Genomic DNA, 12,515 nt, shown 5'->3' with positions numbered 1-12,515 from the left:
TGAGTCACTCTTTGCCCAAATCGGACAGTACTCGTGGTGCATAACCCTTATAGGTCTTTGCATCGCTCTTCTCGGATGGCGAGTTGCTTATAACAATTCGAAAAGGCTCGCTACCCGGTCAGAGTCCAAGTCCATAATCGATTCAGTATCGAAGTTAGTGATTGAAATTTCTGATCTTTCTATTGACTTCTGGCTTAATAAATCATCACCCATTGATCATTGCTTAGATCCAGGACAGAAGAACAAAGAAAGGGCGAATAAGATAAATCAGTCCTCAATTTATCTGTTCAACGTCCTAGCTAAGGCCCAGCAGATCGCAAAGCTCGCGGAAGTATTGCATCTCCGTGGGCTATCTATTCCTGACAATTTGCTCTCAACAGTAATGGAAAAAACAACTCTGGACTGTGAGACTGCTTATCAACTCGACTCTGAACTCCGCACTATAAGGTCTCAGGAAATCGTGAGCGCTTGTATGCAAGTTGTTCATGCTTTGCATGAAACCTTCCAGTTTTACCATCCTCCAGCTAAGCAAGAGACGTTCCTCCAAATGGTATCTCGGAAGTATAGTGAAGTGGAAAATTGGCATAACGAATTAAGATAAATGCTCTTATGAGCCTTTTCTCATTACACTGGTGCTGCCGTCATATTCTGCTAGGTATTTACCGTAATTGCGGAAAATCATTTCCGGCCCTTTGTGGCCCATCTGTCCGGCAAGCCAGAAGAGGTTTACGCCCTGGCTAATATGCTTGGTGGCGAATGTGTGCCGCGTCTGGTACGGGTTACGATAGCGCACGCCAGCTTTTTTCAGGGTCGGCACCCATGCTTTTTTACGGATAGCGTCGGCGTTCGCCCAGGGTTCTCCCGTTTTCGGGTCGCTGAATATGAACTCACTTTTCATAAAGGTGTATTGCTTCTGCGCCTGCAGGGCCGCCAGCGCCTCACTGTTCAGCTCCACCTTACGGGTACCGGCTTTTGTCTTGGTGCCTTTAAGTACCCCTACGACACTGGCCGCCTGAACGTGGGCTGTGTTCGCGATGGTGTCGAGATCAGGCCAGCGCAGCGCGCACAGTTCGGAGCTCCGCAGACCGGTATTGAAAGCAAAGCGGAACAGGTTTTCCCATTCCGGGTACCTGCAGCTCTGGTAAATGGCGAGGGTTTCCGCTGGCGTGAACGGGTCAACCTCGTAATCGTCGGCGCTCGGGCTGCTGTCGATCACGTGGTACCGGCTGGCGCTGACGAGGGTTACCGGGTTAATGGTCAGCAGGCCATCCGTAACAGCTTCATCGATGGCGCTGCGCAGAAACGAAAGGTTATTCCTGGTCGTTTTCAGCTTTGTTTTCCGGCTGGCTATCCAGTTTTTAAGGACCGCTGGCGTCAGTTCTGACACGTGGAGTTTATGCAGGGCTGACAGCGCCGACAGGCATTTTTCATAACCGTTGATAGTCGACGGGGACAGGTTGCGGTTCTGGCAGATTTTCAGGTACTCGTCCAGGTAAGACTTTATGTTTTTGGTTTTCTTCACCACCCCGAAAAGCTCCAGTTTTTTGGAGTTGGGGAAATATTTCGCATAATCGAATGTGCCGCCGGCAATCTGGTTTTGTATCTCCCCGAGCAGGCGCTCGGCGTACTTCACACCGCGCGCGTTTGCTTCCATTTTGGAGAGGGGTTCCCGGCACAGAACCCCTTTGTATGTGAAAGTGATAACCAGAGTGTCGCCAGTTTTATGCTGGCGGATGGTTACTCCTCTTGGGAGAGATAATGATCCTTGTTCTTTCTTGCCCACTTTGAAACCTCCGTTAAGTCTATCCAGCGTTCTTTAACGCCATCGACTTTTAATACATGGACACCCTCTTTCCATAACCCCCTTTGTATCCGTTTGTTAACGGCTTCAACCGTTTCTCCGGCGTCCCGGCAGTAGGTTGAAAGTGGTACGCAATCAAGACTCATGACCTACCTCCCGCCCAAATGCCTGGGCATTTTCCAGTTCATTTGCCGCATAGATAAGTGCGTTGTGGTGCGCTCTAAAACCGGCATCAAGTTCGCTGGCCGCTCTCTTGCGCAAAAAATCGATTGCAGCCTGATAGTCTTCACTGGCTGGCAGATCTACCAGGACCATCAGCATGTTTTCCGGGTCGACAGGGATGGTGGTGAGCCCCAGCTGCTTAGCCTCCGTTGCCAGACGGGTCCAACGCTTAATAATTTCTAAAACTGGCTTATTCATGGAGCGCCTCGCTACCTCACCAAAAATTTATATTCAATCAGCGCGCCGATAACGGTGGCCGCCAGCAGCATGGAAACAATGATGCTGAAAATGAAGGGCTTCATCATTTTACCCCTGCTGGTTTGATGGCCTGCAGTGCATCAACCTCTTTAACGAATCGGTCATGCATCGCGTCCCATTTCTCACACCATTTCTCCATTTCTCGCTTGCGCGCCAGGATGCGACGCAGACGGCGAACACAACGCTGGTGGGCGGCCAGATACTCAGCCTTTGTTTCCCCGTCTCGCCATACCTCCCTATCATCGCGATCAATACGCACCCGCGGGTGACGCTGCGGAAAACCTGAACGCTCAAAAGCCTCGGTGGTCATGAAGAAAGCCAGATAGCGGATCGCCGTATCTCGCGTGAAGCATTTTTTGATACGACCGTGACGTACTGCTACGAACAGCGGGCCAACTGGCGTATCGTGTTTCTGTAATGCCAGATCAATTGTGCTTACGGTGCGTTTATCGTTCATTTCCGGTCCTTAACTTTGCTGTATCGTTCGTGACTCATTACTTCCCAGTTCTTGCCGCCATCGCGGGAGAGTAGCCGCCAGCGATGGTTAACTTTGAGGCTCAAATTCCCGGAGCCGTGCATTCGGCAGGGGTGAATGCGCCTTGCCCTGAACTGGCATAAAACGTGTACCGCTTTGAGGTGAACCCACTCAGGAATTCGTATCGCTGTCAGTGCCACCAAATCCCCCCATTTCATTACCCTCCGTTTTCGGAGCCTCCACTTTTTGTTTTTTGACGAACTCAACCAGCTCAGAAATGAGCTCGTCGATTAATTCCTTTCCGCTATCTGTGAGGAATTCACCGCTGCCATTAACATCAACAGAGCTGCTGTAAATTCCCTTAATAGCTTTTACGCCTTCGACATTCCCATACTCACTAATCGCAAGCCTTTCGAATTTTCGCAATAATCCATCGAGAAGAATCTCTGTTAACTCGACCGTATTAATACCGCCTTTATTGAGCTTAATAACAAGGCAGTTACTGCCTGTTTTACGTTGGTGGCGTAATAACGCTGCCTTTAAAATTCGGCGTCGGTAGGTTTCAATTACGTTGTTTTTCACGACGTTCAAACTCCGAATCCATCCACATTGAAACCTGAGCCGACAAGTCAAGGCAGAGGCCAGACAGAGAAATTATTTGCTCGATATCCATATCAATAATATTGGAGTTAATTAATTCCATTAATTGATACAGGTTATCTGCTGTGTTTTTTGCGGTTTCTAGAGAGCTGTCTTTACTGAGCATATTCAGACCCCGTAAGCTTTGCGCATGAAAAGGTTAGAGATATGGCGGTATTCCTCACCATAGGTCGCGAAGAAAAGCCGTGCTGTTAAATACGCAGATTTATCTTTGATGAATGTCATTTTTAACCTAATCCTGTTTTCAGGTTGCAGGAAGCCACACCAGTGAAGGTGTTATTTGTTTTATTGTTTAGCGTTACTTATTGAATTCGATCTTGTCCGCTTTAGAGCTAATAATGCTCTGCATTTCATCCAGTTTTTGGGAGACGAGACTTAAAACCCCAATTGAGTTTGATTCTGTTGGTATATCATCCATTGAATTATAAACGGCAAGCTTACAATCGCCGATATCACAAGCCCAAGAGTTAAGTTGATTAGCTAGCGCTGTTAGCGACTCTAATTTTTGTCCCCGTTGACATTCAGCTCCAGCATGGATGCTAAGTTGCTCCACATACTCGTAAGCAGTTTGGCTGGTCTTTAGCATAGAACGAATCAGGCAGGCAATTGTGTTATCGGCTTCCGGTGAAAATTCATTTATGCGGTAAATAACCTCCAGTAACGAAGCATTCTCAGTGATTTCCGCAGCAATATCATTTAGCATTTCGATTGGATTTTTCATTATCGTTTATCCCATTCATTTTTATGGGCCTCGTTTGCATAGTTGCAGACAAACGCGAGAAGAATGTCGCTAATTTCTCTATACTCGTCATCATCAACCGCCGATAACAAACTAGCTGCTTCAACAATCAAGGACATATTCTTGAAGGCATCACAAGGATGGATGGACAACCCCTTAAATGTTTTTATCTTCTGAGACATTTTCTATCACCTCTGAGTTGATTTGATAGAATGATGATAGAGCCTGCTATTGGCCTTTGCAATAGGTATTGCTATTTAAATTGCTATTGATTTTTATGTCATTGATATCAAAAATAAAAAAAATATATTGCTGATGTGTTTGTAACAGCACGGTAGAAATAATTGTCCTTTAGACAGTGATCTACCAATACATGAGATATCGGGAGTTGGAGCATCGAAGCTTGAGAATAAAATGGACTGTGAAAGGGCGAGATACTCGCAGAGAGAAAGAGGGTAGGAGTTCCGATCAGGTAGTCGCCCGCCTGGTTGACTGGTGGTTACTATTGTGGGGGCACATAGAAAACCCGGCGCACTGGCCGGGTTAAGAATCTACTCAGCTTGTTATGCGTAAGTTTTTATTTTCATTTGCATTATTCACCCATGCTTCCTGTAGGTCTGCGGCATGCTGCCGATCACCTTTCCGAAGATGAAAATTTTGTTCATCTCTTCCTTCTCGATTGGGTCCCATGGTAGATAGGTATGGTTGTCAGAGATAACTAAGAGTTTGTCTTTCATCTTTTGTAAGCGCTTAACATGCGATGTGTCATCGTAGATGAACGCGTATATACCGTCGCCGTCGAAATGCTGAACGCTGATATCGACGAAGAGTAAGTCCCCTGGCTCTATGGTGCCAGACATGCTATCACCTCGAACGTTGATGATGCGTATCTGCTCCTGTTTCCGGCCATTAAACATTTGACGGGCATCTTCAACTGAGTATTCCACGGAGCGCAGCACCTCCACGAATTCGCTGTTAATTATGCCCGGGCCAGCACTTACGGTAAGGTCGAGTACGTCAACTCTGAAGATGGCTGGATCTTTTTTGTTATTCATCGGTGGGGGTGGTTGTTGGTCGTCACCCCTCATTGGTCCAGTACCGTTTGATAGCCACTCCGAACGAACACCCAGGGCATTAGCTATTTCAACGATTTTAGTTGTGCCTCTAGCATTTCCAGATGTTATTCGCCATATGGTTGGTTGTGCCATATTCGCCGCTTTGGCTAACTGACCCTGGCTCATGCCCATCTCATGCATTGCGTAGTTAAGTCTGTCAGCTAGCGTCTTAAGTGTTCTCTCTTGCATATTTATAGCCTCCGCTATCACATTCTAGTCAAGCATGATAAACAAGTCTATTGCTCATTCCAATAGCAATTGCTATCATAATTTCGATAGCAACTGAACGGGATTAGCAAAAAAATGAAATCAGCAATTGAAAGAGCTATTGATGCTGCTGGAGGAGTAAATGCTCTAGCTCGCGCTATAGGTGTAAAACAACCCTCTGTCTCTCGCTGGAGAAAGGTTGGTGTTGTTGGGGTGGAACATGTGCCTGATGTTGCGGCCTTTACTGGGATTCCCGCCCATGAACTGAGACCTGACAAACCAAAATTATTCCCGCACCCGGGCAATGAGGTGTGACATGTCACGGCATGCTGGAGGAATCATGAATCACTCTGACTTCGTACGTAAATATACATTCGATAACCCACTTCAGCGGTTGGTCATGCTTCGCATTTTGATGGGCGGATCTATGGATGGAGAGGGGGAGCGAGTTATCGATCATCAGGTCCTGGCTGAATTCTGTTGCTGCTCAAAACAAGCCATGTTTAAGGAGATCAAGGCACTTGAACGCGCAGCTTGCCTGAAAGTGAGAAAAATTGGTGCCCACGATACAGGCCTTAAAACTCGGATTGAGCCAGCTCGCGGCTACACAATCACGCCAGTTCAGGAGTTTGTATGAGTAGCAAAATTCTCGGTAACGTCTGGGACGCATGCGCCGCGCATGACATTAAGGGTGCCAAACTGGTGATTATGGCTCGCCTGGCTGACTACTCGAATGATGAAGGTGTCTGCTATCCGAGTGTTGAGACCATCTGCCGCCAGTTGGGTCTGGGGGAAAGCACGGTCAGGACCGCTATTGCAGAACTTGAGTCTGCCGGTTGGCTGCGTCGTGAATTCCGCCGTAAAGGTAATCGCAACACGTCTAATCTTTATTATTTGAATGCTGATCGTCTCGAGGCTCTGGCACGCATTGAGAAGGACAAAGTGGCAGCGCTGAAACAGCAGCGCAGGGCTAACGGTTTTCACCCGTCAGATTCTGAACCGTCAGGTTCTGGATGTTCAAACGGTTTTCACCCTTCAGTATCTGACAAAAATGGTGTTTTCACCCGTCAGAATCTGACCCCAGATCCACAAGTAAATTCAAAACATGATCCACAAGTAAATTCAAAACAAGAATCACAAGATATTGGCGCATGTGGGAAAGTCCATTCTGAAAATCGCTCTTCCAAAGAGAACTATTCCAACGAGTTCGAACAGGCATGGCAGGCATACCCTAAACGTGCTGGCGGTAATTCTAAAGCAGCTGCCTGGAAAGCCTGGAAAGCTCGAATCAAAGACGGTGTTAACACTGAGGCAATGCTGGCTGGTGTAAACCGTTATGCAGGTTATGTCCGTGCTACAGGTAGCGCCGGAACGCAGTACGTGAAACAGGCGGCGACGTTCTTTGGTCCCGATCGGCATTTCGAAGAGCCATGGCAGGCGCCATCTGGTGCGGTAAGCGGTAGACCTGGTGGGCTGCCGGTTTCGGGGTTTAGTGAACAAGACTATGGCCAATCAGACTGCAACTGGTAAGCAGGAGAAATCACAATGCTGAGTATTAAACAACGCGAAGAAAGGGAAGCTCTGGTGGCAAAGCGCGAAGGGCTTCGTGAAGAACTGGCGTTTGCTGTTGAACATAAAAAACCGTGGCAGTGGGGGAGCTGGGAGTCAGGCGACGTCCACGCCGCCGACTGTGAAAAACATGGCAACTATCAGCGCATTTCCCTCACTGGAAAAGCATATCGTGGAGTTGAAAACGTTAAATACTCCCAGTGCCCGGAGTGTGTGAAAGCGGAACTTGCTGACATTGAATCCAGTCTGCGTGCATTACGAGTAGTCGACCTGATGGACAATGCCGGGATCGCAAGACGATTCGAAGCATGTGAATTCGATAACTACCAGGCTGTCAACCCGGATGCCGCCAAAAATCTGGCAGTCTGTCAGCGCTACACCGACAGTTGGCCTGATCGCCTGAAAGCTGGAACTGGGCTCGTCATGACCGGAAACTGCGGGACCGGTAAAAACCATCTGGCAGTGGCCATGGCGAAGAGCATTATCCGTGGACATCTCGCTAAAGTGGAAATCACCGACGTTATGCGCCTCACCCGAGCAGTGAAAAGCACGTGGCGCCACAATGCTGAAATGACCGAGGAAGATGTAATTGAACGTTTCGCTTCATTGGATCTGCTAATTATCGACGAGGTGGGCGTTCAGTTCGGCAGTCCGACTGAAATGACCATCCTTCAGGAAATTATCAATGCCAGGTACGAAAGCATTTTGCCAACAATCCTGATCAGCAATCTTACATTCGACCAGTTGAAAGAAACGATTGGCGAGAGAATTGTGGATCGGGTTACCGATGGTGGCCGCAACCGTCTGGCATTTGGCTGGGGAAGTTTCCGTGCCATCGCGTCAGGAGTTGTAGCATGACTCCTGTCTGGAAAAATGAAGATCTGGAAGGTGCGGTGATCGGCGCAATTTTTCTGCGTGGTGCCGACCCTGAGGTACTGGATATTCTTTCCAGGGTGCCAGCCACCGCTTTCTCGGTACCGCAGTATCGGGAAATATATACTGGGATCTGCCGTCAGGCGCGTGGAGCTGGCGTTATTGACCCTGTACTGCTCTGCGAAAACATGCCAAAGCACAGCGCAATCATTATGGACTCGAGCCGTATCGCATGGGCGAAGTCGGCGCTTGTGTCCTACGTTTCCACGCTGGAGCGTAATGCAGCTGTTCGCGATGCCGAAGCTGTCATTGAAAGGGCGCTGGCCGATCTCCGGAATGCTCACAATAGTGATGCGGCTTTATCGGCATTCAGGGCCGCACAGAACAGCATTGCAGCAATTACTCTCGAAGAAAAGACCGTTCAGCCAGTTCATATCGACGACATTCTTCCTGCTGTGGTGGATCGGGTAGATGCGCGCAACCGTGGGCTTGAAGAAGCCAGAAGCCTCATGACAGGTATCGAAGAGCTGGACGCAAAGACTGGCGGCATTGAACCAACAGACTTGGTGTTTATCGCTGCGCGGCCGTCGATGGGTAAAACTGAATTGGCGCTGGATATCATCGACAAGGTTTCTGAGCAGGGCCGTGGTGTGCTGTTCTTCAGCATGGAAATGCCTAATATCCAGATCGGAGAGCGAATGGTATCTGCTGCCGGCGGCATGTCGGTTTCACGCCTGAAAAAGGCTGCTGATTTTGATGATGAGGACTGGGCCAGGCTGACAAACGGTGTAGAACGGCTGACTGGTCGTAGCATCTGGATGGTTGATTCCACCGATCTGACAGTAGATCAGATTCAACAGATAGCTACCCGCCTACAGCTGGCGCATCCGGAAATAGCGCTGGTGGTCGTGGATTACCTGGCACTCATCAAAATTGAAAGCACTGCACGATATGACCTTGCCGTCGGTGAGGTGTCAAAAGGACTCAAGCGTCTGGCTAAATCCAATAAAACTCCGGTCCTTGCCCTGAGCCAGCTTTCTCGTGGCGTTGAGTCGAGACCCAACAAACGACCGATGAACTCAGACCTCAAAAACTCGGGTGAGATTGAGGCTGATGCTGATCTGATCATGATGCTATACCGAGATGAAGTTTATAACCCTGAGTCGCCAGCGAAGGGGATCGCGGAAATTAACGTGACCAAACAGCGCAACGGTGAATTGGGTACGATCTACCGTCGATTCTATAACGGGCACTTCCTGCCAATTGACCAGGAGTTAGCAAAGCAGCGTTCGGCGCCACAGCAGAAAGCTCAGACCAGACGTTACTCAAAAGAAAGGCATTCCAGCAATGCAGACTATTAAAAACATCAAAGCAACGAGGGCAACCTTATGAAACTGGAAGCATCGCTCAAACATTTTAGTCCTCAGGGAATGCATATCAGCGATGACGTGAAGGGAACTTCTCCGGACCGCCTTACAGGAACAGATGTAATGGCGGCGATTGGCACCACCAGCAGCCGTGCGCGCTTCGGCCTGGCTGCTTTCTTCGGCAAGTTCGGCATCAGCAAAACAGATGAACAGCTCGCAGTTCAGGCGCTGGCGCAGGTTGCTATCAAAAACGCTCCTAAAAGTGTCCGCAAAGCCGCTGGCGACAAGCTCGGAGCATGCATGTTGACGCTGGCGCAGTTTGCCTTTGCTGATTACTCCCGTTCGGCGGCTACCAGCGTGACATGTCACAGTTGCAGCGGTACCGGTTTTATCTCCGGGAATGAAGATGTGGTTAAACATCCTGGTATCTTCGACGATGACGGTGCCGAAGTGGTGGCCCCGAAGATTAAAAATGAGCTGGTGAAAAGGGTTTGCGAAACCTGCGGAGGGAAAAAGGTAATCCTTGCGCGGTGCAGATGCGGCGGTAAAGGCGAAGTGCTGGATCGCAAAGCGACCAAAGAACGTGGCGCACCGGTTTTCAAAACCTGTGAACGTTGCTCTGGTAATGGCTTCTCTGCTATCTCCTCGGCGACGGTACACCGTGCCATTCTGAAGCGTCTCCCGGCCCTCCATCAGTCCTCATGGTCACGCAACTGGAAACCCTTTTATGAAATGCTGGTGGACACGCTGCGCCAGTGGGAGCGTCACGCGGCAGTAGAATTTGAGAAGGCAACAACTTATTAATATGATCGGAGCAAATGGCGACACTTTTTTGCACGTTAGTGTTGACTTTGCATAAAACTGTCCTGTATGCTTCTGATTATGGAGTATAACGCCTGTAGATAATTAACCTCTAAAAGCCCGCCACGTTGCGGGTTTTTTTGTACCCGTATTTCCTGCGCACCGCCCGCGCATTCATCACGTCGAACCAATCCATTTGAAATGAGCCTTTGAGGAAGTCGGTTAGCGCTGGCGAGCCTCGACGGGCTGGTTTCCTGTGCGGCAAAGGTTCATTTCAAAGTAAGGCATACGCATATCATGAGCATCACCCAAGAACGGCTGAAAGAGGTTCTGAAGTACGACCCTTTGACTGGTTTATTTGTTTGGATCAAGCGAACAAACTCACGGTCTACGCCTGGCAAAATAGCCGGGAACGCAGATACGTACGGCTATATCCAGATAATGATCGATAAGAAATTAATTTTCGCTCATCGGTTGGCTTTTTTGTATATGGACGGTGCGCTGCCGCCGGCTGATAAGTGTGTCGATCATATCAATGGCAATCCCAAAGATAACCGATGGGACAACTTACGTATCGTTGCCCAGTTTGTTAATCAACAGAACAGACACAAAGTTCGAAAAGGGGCGAAGTCCAAGCTGATTGGAGCAAACTGGTGCAAAGCTCGCGGCGTATGGCGTTCCGCTATTCGCATCAACGGGCAACGTAAAGAGCTCGGTAGTTTCCAAACTGCGGAGTTGGCTCACGAGGCTTACATGAAAGCTAAAGCTGAAATGTGTCGTTAACGCCTACACGAATAAAATAAATTAAGCCCTGCCTGTATTAGTGGGGCTATTTAGTTTCTACACAACGGAAATCGCTTTGAGTATGTGACGACATCCCGGTGAGACCAGGCACACTTCCCTGGCGCGGCAAAGCGATCCCCATTGTGATGAAGCTCAGCGGCGAGCTAGGGAATAGTTTTGCGGTGAATATTCTGGATAAGTAGCCACAAGGCGCGCGTAACCCAATCGGCAGCGCACCGATGGAAGCTGGTTCGACTCCAGCCTTCACAATCATTACTACAGGCTACCTTCGGGTGGCCTTTTTTGTTTCCCCTCAACCTTCTGAGAGGATCAACAGCAATAAGAGGGGGCTTAATGTCCGATCCATTAACCGGCACCGGCGCAGTTCTCGGCGGCGGCCTGCTGGGTTCAGTCCTGTACGGCGTCTTTACTCATACAGATTTCGGTGTGGTGTTTGGGGCGTTTGGTGGTGCGGTGTTCTACGTCGCAACAGCAACGAACCTGTCTCGTGCACGACTGGCTGGGTATTTTCTGACGTCGTTTATCGTTGGGGTGCTTGGGGCTGGATTTGTTGGCTCACTGCTAAATGCAGCTTCGCACTATGAAAAACCGCTGGATGCACTGGGTGCAGTGATTCTGTCTGCCCTGTGTATAAAAATCCTCACTTATCTTAATAACCAGGACCTGAACAACGTGTTCAAGTTTTTCTCGCGGCTACGTGGGGGAGGGGGAAATGGTAATTGACCCGTCAGCAGTCTTTAATGCGTTTATTTGTGCGGCCATCGTCATCGTGCTGATGTTTTACCAGCGACATGGCGCCCGGCATCGCCCCTTTATTTCTGTCCTGGCGTATATAACCGTGCTGGTTTACGCCGCGATCCCCTTGCAGTTCATCTTCGGCCTTTATCGTGATTCCAGCTGGCTGGTGGTGGTCGCAAACATTCTTATCTTCGCCGCCATCCTGAAGGTTCGTGGAAATATGGCGCGGCTGGTTGATCGTCTGAGGCACTAATGAACCAAACACAATTTCAGAGGGCGGCTGGTATCAGCGCCGGGTTAGCTGCGCGCTGGTTTCCACATATCGACGCCGCTATGAAGGAATACGGCATCACCGCACCGCTCGATCAGGCCATGTTTATTGCCCAGATGGGGCATGAAAGCACCAGATTTACCCGACTGGTGGAGAACCTGAATTACGCGGTTGAAAACCTGGTACCGACGTTCGGTAGCCACCGCATCACGCAACAGCAGGCAGCAGCACTTGGCAGAACAGCAACGCAACCGGCAAACCAGAAAGCGATCGCCAATCTGGTATACGGCGGTGAGTGGGGAAAAGAACACCTGGGCAATCAGGTTGCCGGTGATGGCTGGAAATATCGCGGTCGTGGGCTGAAACAGATTACCGGCCTGAGCAACTATCGCAGTTGTGGCCAGGCGTTGAAACTGGACCTTGTTACCCACCCGGAGCTGCTTGAACAGGATGAATACGCCGCGCGCTCAGCTGCATGGTTCTATTCGTCTCGCGGTTGCCTGCTCCATTCCGGCGATGTTGAGCGCGTTACGCTGCTTATCAATGGCGGCAGAAACGGGCTGGATAAACGCCGCGCGCTGTTTAACCTGGCGAAATCCGTTCTGGTGTGAGGTG

Annotated in this window: 21 protein-coding genes; 11 read left to right on the top strand and 10 right to left on the bottom strand. The window is 49.5% G+C overall.

What is annotated here, in order from left to right:
- Positions 1-157: 157 nt before the first annotated feature.
- On the top strand, positions 158-601 hold the full coding sequence (locus tag ACOT1A_RS04940) for a hypothetical protein (protein WP_234707573.1): 444 nt from the start codon (positions 158-160) through the stop codon (positions 599-601).
- Between the two features lie 6 nt (positions 602-607).
- Here the strand turns inward: ACOT1A_RS04940 and ACOT1A_RS04935 are convergent, their stop codons facing one another.
- From ACOT1A_RS04935 to ACOT1A_RS04890, 10 genes are all read right to left on the bottom strand, one after another.
- Complete coding sequence (locus ACOT1A_RS04935; RefSeq protein ID WP_166479411.1) at positions 608-1,783, bottom strand: Arm DNA-binding domain-containing protein; 1,176 nt, start codon at positions 1,781-1,783, stop codon at positions 608-610.
- Positions 1,738-1,947, bottom strand: coding sequence for a hypothetical protein (locus tag ACOT1A_RS04930; RefSeq protein WP_000050710.1), 210 nt, complete (start codon positions 1,945-1,947; stop codon positions 1,738-1,740). The genes ACOT1A_RS04935 and ACOT1A_RS04930 overlap by 46 nt, the downstream gene beginning before the upstream one ends.
- On the bottom strand, positions 1,937-2,221 hold the full coding sequence (locus tag ACOT1A_RS04925; protein ID WP_276169949.1) for a hypothetical protein: 285 nt from the start codon (positions 2,219-2,221) through the stop codon (positions 1,937-1,939). The genes ACOT1A_RS04930 and ACOT1A_RS04925 overlap by 11 nt, the downstream gene beginning before the upstream one ends.
- 103 nt (positions 2,222-2,324) lie before the next feature.
- A complete protein-coding gene (locus ACOT1A_RS04920) occupies positions 2,325-2,738 on the bottom strand; it encodes a hypothetical protein (RefSeq protein WP_276169950.1) in 414 nt (137 codons plus the stop codon).
- Positions 2,735-2,974, bottom strand: coding sequence for a hypothetical protein (locus ACOT1A_RS04915; RefSeq protein ID WP_233161803.1), 240 nt, complete (start codon positions 2,972-2,974; stop codon positions 2,735-2,737). The genes ACOT1A_RS04920 and ACOT1A_RS04915 overlap by 4 nt, the downstream gene beginning before the upstream one ends.
- Positions 2,928-3,338 carry a hypothetical protein gene (locus ACOT1A_RS04910; protein ID WP_276169951.1) on the bottom strand — a complete coding sequence of 137 codons (411 nt, stop codon included), beginning with the start codon at positions 3,336-3,338 and terminating at the stop codon, positions 2,928-2,930. Before ACOT1A_RS04910 ends, ACOT1A_RS04915 begins: the two co-directional genes overlap by 47 nt.
- Positions 3,319-3,522, bottom strand: a complete 204-nt coding sequence (locus ACOT1A_RS04905) for a hypothetical protein (protein ID WP_016240231.1) — start codon at positions 3,520-3,522, stop codon at positions 3,319-3,321. Before ACOT1A_RS04905 ends, ACOT1A_RS04910 begins: the two co-directional genes overlap by 20 nt.
- A gap of 192 nt (positions 3,523-3,714) precedes the next feature.
- Positions 3,715-4,137, bottom strand: a complete 423-nt coding sequence (locus ACOT1A_RS04900; RefSeq protein WP_017384396.1) for a hypothetical protein — start codon at positions 4,135-4,137, stop codon at positions 3,715-3,717.
- Positions 4,137-4,337: a hypothetical protein gene (locus ACOT1A_RS04895; RefSeq protein ID WP_017384395.1), complete on the bottom strand. Its 201-nt coding sequence runs from the start codon at positions 4,335-4,337 to the stop codon at positions 4,137-4,139. Before ACOT1A_RS04895 ends, ACOT1A_RS04900 begins: the two co-directional genes overlap by 1 nt.
- A gap of 414 nt (positions 4,338-4,751) precedes the next feature.
- Positions 4,752-5,459 carry an XRE family transcriptional regulator gene (locus ACOT1A_RS04890; protein WP_017384394.1) on the bottom strand — a complete coding sequence of 236 codons (708 nt, stop codon included), beginning with the start codon at positions 5,457-5,459 and terminating at the stop codon, positions 4,752-4,754.
- Positions 5,460-5,573: 114 nt separating this feature from the next.
- Between ACOT1A_RS04890 and ACOT1A_RS04885 the strand changes: the two genes are divergently transcribed.
- The 10 genes from ACOT1A_RS04885 (at position 5,574) to ACOT1A_RS04840 (ending at position 12,511) form a co-directional block, all read left to right on the top strand.
- The gene (locus tag ACOT1A_RS04885) at positions 5,574-5,792 is read left to right on the top strand and encodes a transcriptional regulator (RefSeq protein WP_032645228.1); all 219 of its coding nucleotides are present in this window, start codon (positions 5,574-5,576) and stop codon (positions 5,790-5,792) included.
- Between the two features lie 25 nt (positions 5,793-5,817).
- Entirely contained in the window at positions 5,818-6,114 is a 297-nt protein-coding gene (locus ACOT1A_RS04880) for a hypothetical protein (protein WP_017384393.1), read from the top strand.
- On the top strand, positions 6,111-7,007 hold the full coding sequence (locus ACOT1A_RS04875) for a helix-turn-helix domain-containing protein (protein ID WP_276169952.1): 897 nt from the start codon (positions 6,111-6,113) through the stop codon (positions 7,005-7,007). The genes ACOT1A_RS04880 and ACOT1A_RS04875 overlap by 4 nt, the downstream gene beginning before the upstream one ends.
- Positions 7,008-7,022: 15 nt before the next feature.
- Positions 7,023-7,904: an ATP-binding protein gene (locus ACOT1A_RS04870; protein WP_276169953.1), complete on the top strand. Its 882-nt coding sequence runs from the start codon at positions 7,023-7,025 to the stop codon at positions 7,902-7,904.
- Positions 7,901-9,280, top strand: coding sequence for a replicative DNA helicase (locus tag ACOT1A_RS04865; protein ID WP_023296241.1), 1,380 nt, complete (start codon positions 7,901-7,903; stop codon positions 9,278-9,280). The genes ACOT1A_RS04870 and ACOT1A_RS04865 overlap by 4 nt, the downstream gene beginning before the upstream one ends.
- 27 nt (positions 9,281-9,307) lie before the next feature.
- On the top strand, positions 9,308-10,090 hold the full coding sequence (locus ACOT1A_RS04860) for an antitermination protein (protein WP_276169954.1): 783 nt from the start codon (positions 9,308-9,310) through the stop codon (positions 10,088-10,090).
- Positions 10,091-10,384: 294 nt separating this feature from the next.
- On the top strand, positions 10,385-10,870 hold the full coding sequence (locus ACOT1A_RS04855; protein ID WP_276169955.1) for an HNH endonuclease: 486 nt from the start codon (positions 10,385-10,387) through the stop codon (positions 10,868-10,870).
- Positions 10,871-11,224: 354 nt separating this feature from the next.
- Positions 11,225-11,614: a phage holin family protein gene (locus ACOT1A_RS04850; RefSeq protein ID WP_276169956.1), complete on the top strand. Its 390-nt coding sequence runs from the start codon at positions 11,225-11,227 to the stop codon at positions 11,612-11,614.
- Positions 11,604-11,882, top strand: coding sequence for a phage holin family protein (locus ACOT1A_RS04845; RefSeq protein WP_017384386.1), 279 nt, complete (start codon positions 11,604-11,606; stop codon positions 11,880-11,882). The genes ACOT1A_RS04850 and ACOT1A_RS04845 overlap by 11 nt, the downstream gene beginning before the upstream one ends.
- Positions 11,882-12,511, top strand: coding sequence for a glycoside hydrolase family 19 protein (locus ACOT1A_RS04840; RefSeq protein ID WP_117309009.1), 630 nt, complete (start codon positions 11,882-11,884; stop codon positions 12,509-12,511). The genes ACOT1A_RS04845 and ACOT1A_RS04840 overlap by 1 nt, the downstream gene beginning before the upstream one ends.
- The last annotated feature ends 4 nt before the right edge of the window (positions 12,512-12,515 follow it).

Origin of the sequence: Enterobacter cloacae complex sp. SYL003 (assembly GCF_049236925.1) — a bacterium.
In the GTDB taxonomy this organism is placed as follows: domain Bacteria; phylum Pseudomonadota; class Gammaproteobacteria; order Enterobacterales; family Enterobacteriaceae; genus Enterobacter; species Enterobacter intestinihominis.
Note: the sequence above shows the minus strand (reverse complement) of the source record. Positions and strands in the feature narration are given on the sequence as shown.

Coding starts and splice junctions, on each gene's coding strand:
- ACOT1A_RS04930 (WP_000050710.1), bottom strand. CDS start 1,947: ATGAGTCTTGATTGCGTACCACTTTCAACCTACTGCCGGGACGCCGGA.
- ACOT1A_RS04925 (WP_276169949.1), bottom strand. CDS start 2,221: ATGAATAAGCCAGTTTTAGAAATTATTAAGCGTTGGACCCGTCTGGCA.
- ACOT1A_RS04920 (WP_276169950.1), bottom strand. CDS start 2,738: ATGAACGATAAACGCACCGTAAGCACAATTGATCTGGCATTACAGAAA.
- ACOT1A_RS04915 (WP_233161803.1), bottom strand. CDS start 2,974: ATGAAATGGGGGGATTTGGTGGCACTGACAGCGATACGAATTCCTGAG.
- ACOT1A_RS04905 (WP_016240231.1), bottom strand. CDS start 3,522: ATGCTCAGTAAAGACAGCTCTCTAGAAACCGCAAAAAACACAGCAGAT.
- ACOT1A_RS04900 (WP_017384396.1), bottom strand. CDS start 4,137: ATGAAAAATCCAATCGAAATGCTAAATGATATTGCTGCGGAAATCACT.
- ACOT1A_RS04895 (WP_017384395.1), bottom strand. CDS start 4,337: ATGTCTCAGAAGATAAAAACATTTAAGGGGTTGTCCATCCATCCTTGT.
- ACOT1A_RS04890 (WP_017384394.1), bottom strand. CDS start 5,459: ATGCAAGAGAGAACACTTAAGACGCTAGCTGACAGACTTAACTACGCA.
- ACOT1A_RS04885 (WP_032645228.1), top strand. CDS start 5,574: ATGAAATCAGCAATTGAAAGAGCTATTGATGCTGCTGGAGGAGTAAAT.
- ACOT1A_RS04880 (WP_017384393.1), top strand. CDS start 5,818: ATGAATCACTCTGACTTCGTACGTAAATATACATTCGATAACCCACTT.
- ACOT1A_RS04875 (WP_276169952.1), top strand. CDS start 6,111: ATGAGTAGCAAAATTCTCGGTAACGTCTGGGACGCATGCGCCGCGCAT.
- ACOT1A_RS04870 (WP_276169953.1), top strand. CDS start 7,023: ATGCTGAGTATTAAACAACGCGAAGAAAGGGAAGCTCTGGTGGCAAAG.
- ACOT1A_RS04865 (WP_023296241.1), top strand. CDS start 7,901: ATGACTCCTGTCTGGAAAAATGAAGATCTGGAAGGTGCGGTGATCGGC.
- ACOT1A_RS04860 (WP_276169954.1), top strand. CDS start 9,308: ATGAAACTGGAAGCATCGCTCAAACATTTTAGTCCTCAGGGAATGCAT.
- ACOT1A_RS04855 (WP_276169955.1), top strand. CDS start 10,385: ATGAGCATCACCCAAGAACGGCTGAAAGAGGTTCTGAAGTACGACCCT.
- ACOT1A_RS04850 (WP_276169956.1), top strand. CDS start 11,225: ATGTCCGATCCATTAACCGGCACCGGCGCAGTTCTCGGCGGCGGCCTG.
- ACOT1A_RS04845 (WP_017384386.1), top strand. CDS start 11,604: ATGGTAATTGACCCGTCAGCAGTCTTTAATGCGTTTATTTGTGCGGCC.
- ACOT1A_RS04840 (WP_117309009.1), top strand. CDS start 11,882: ATGAACCAAACACAATTTCAGAGGGCGGCTGGTATCAGCGCCGGGTTA.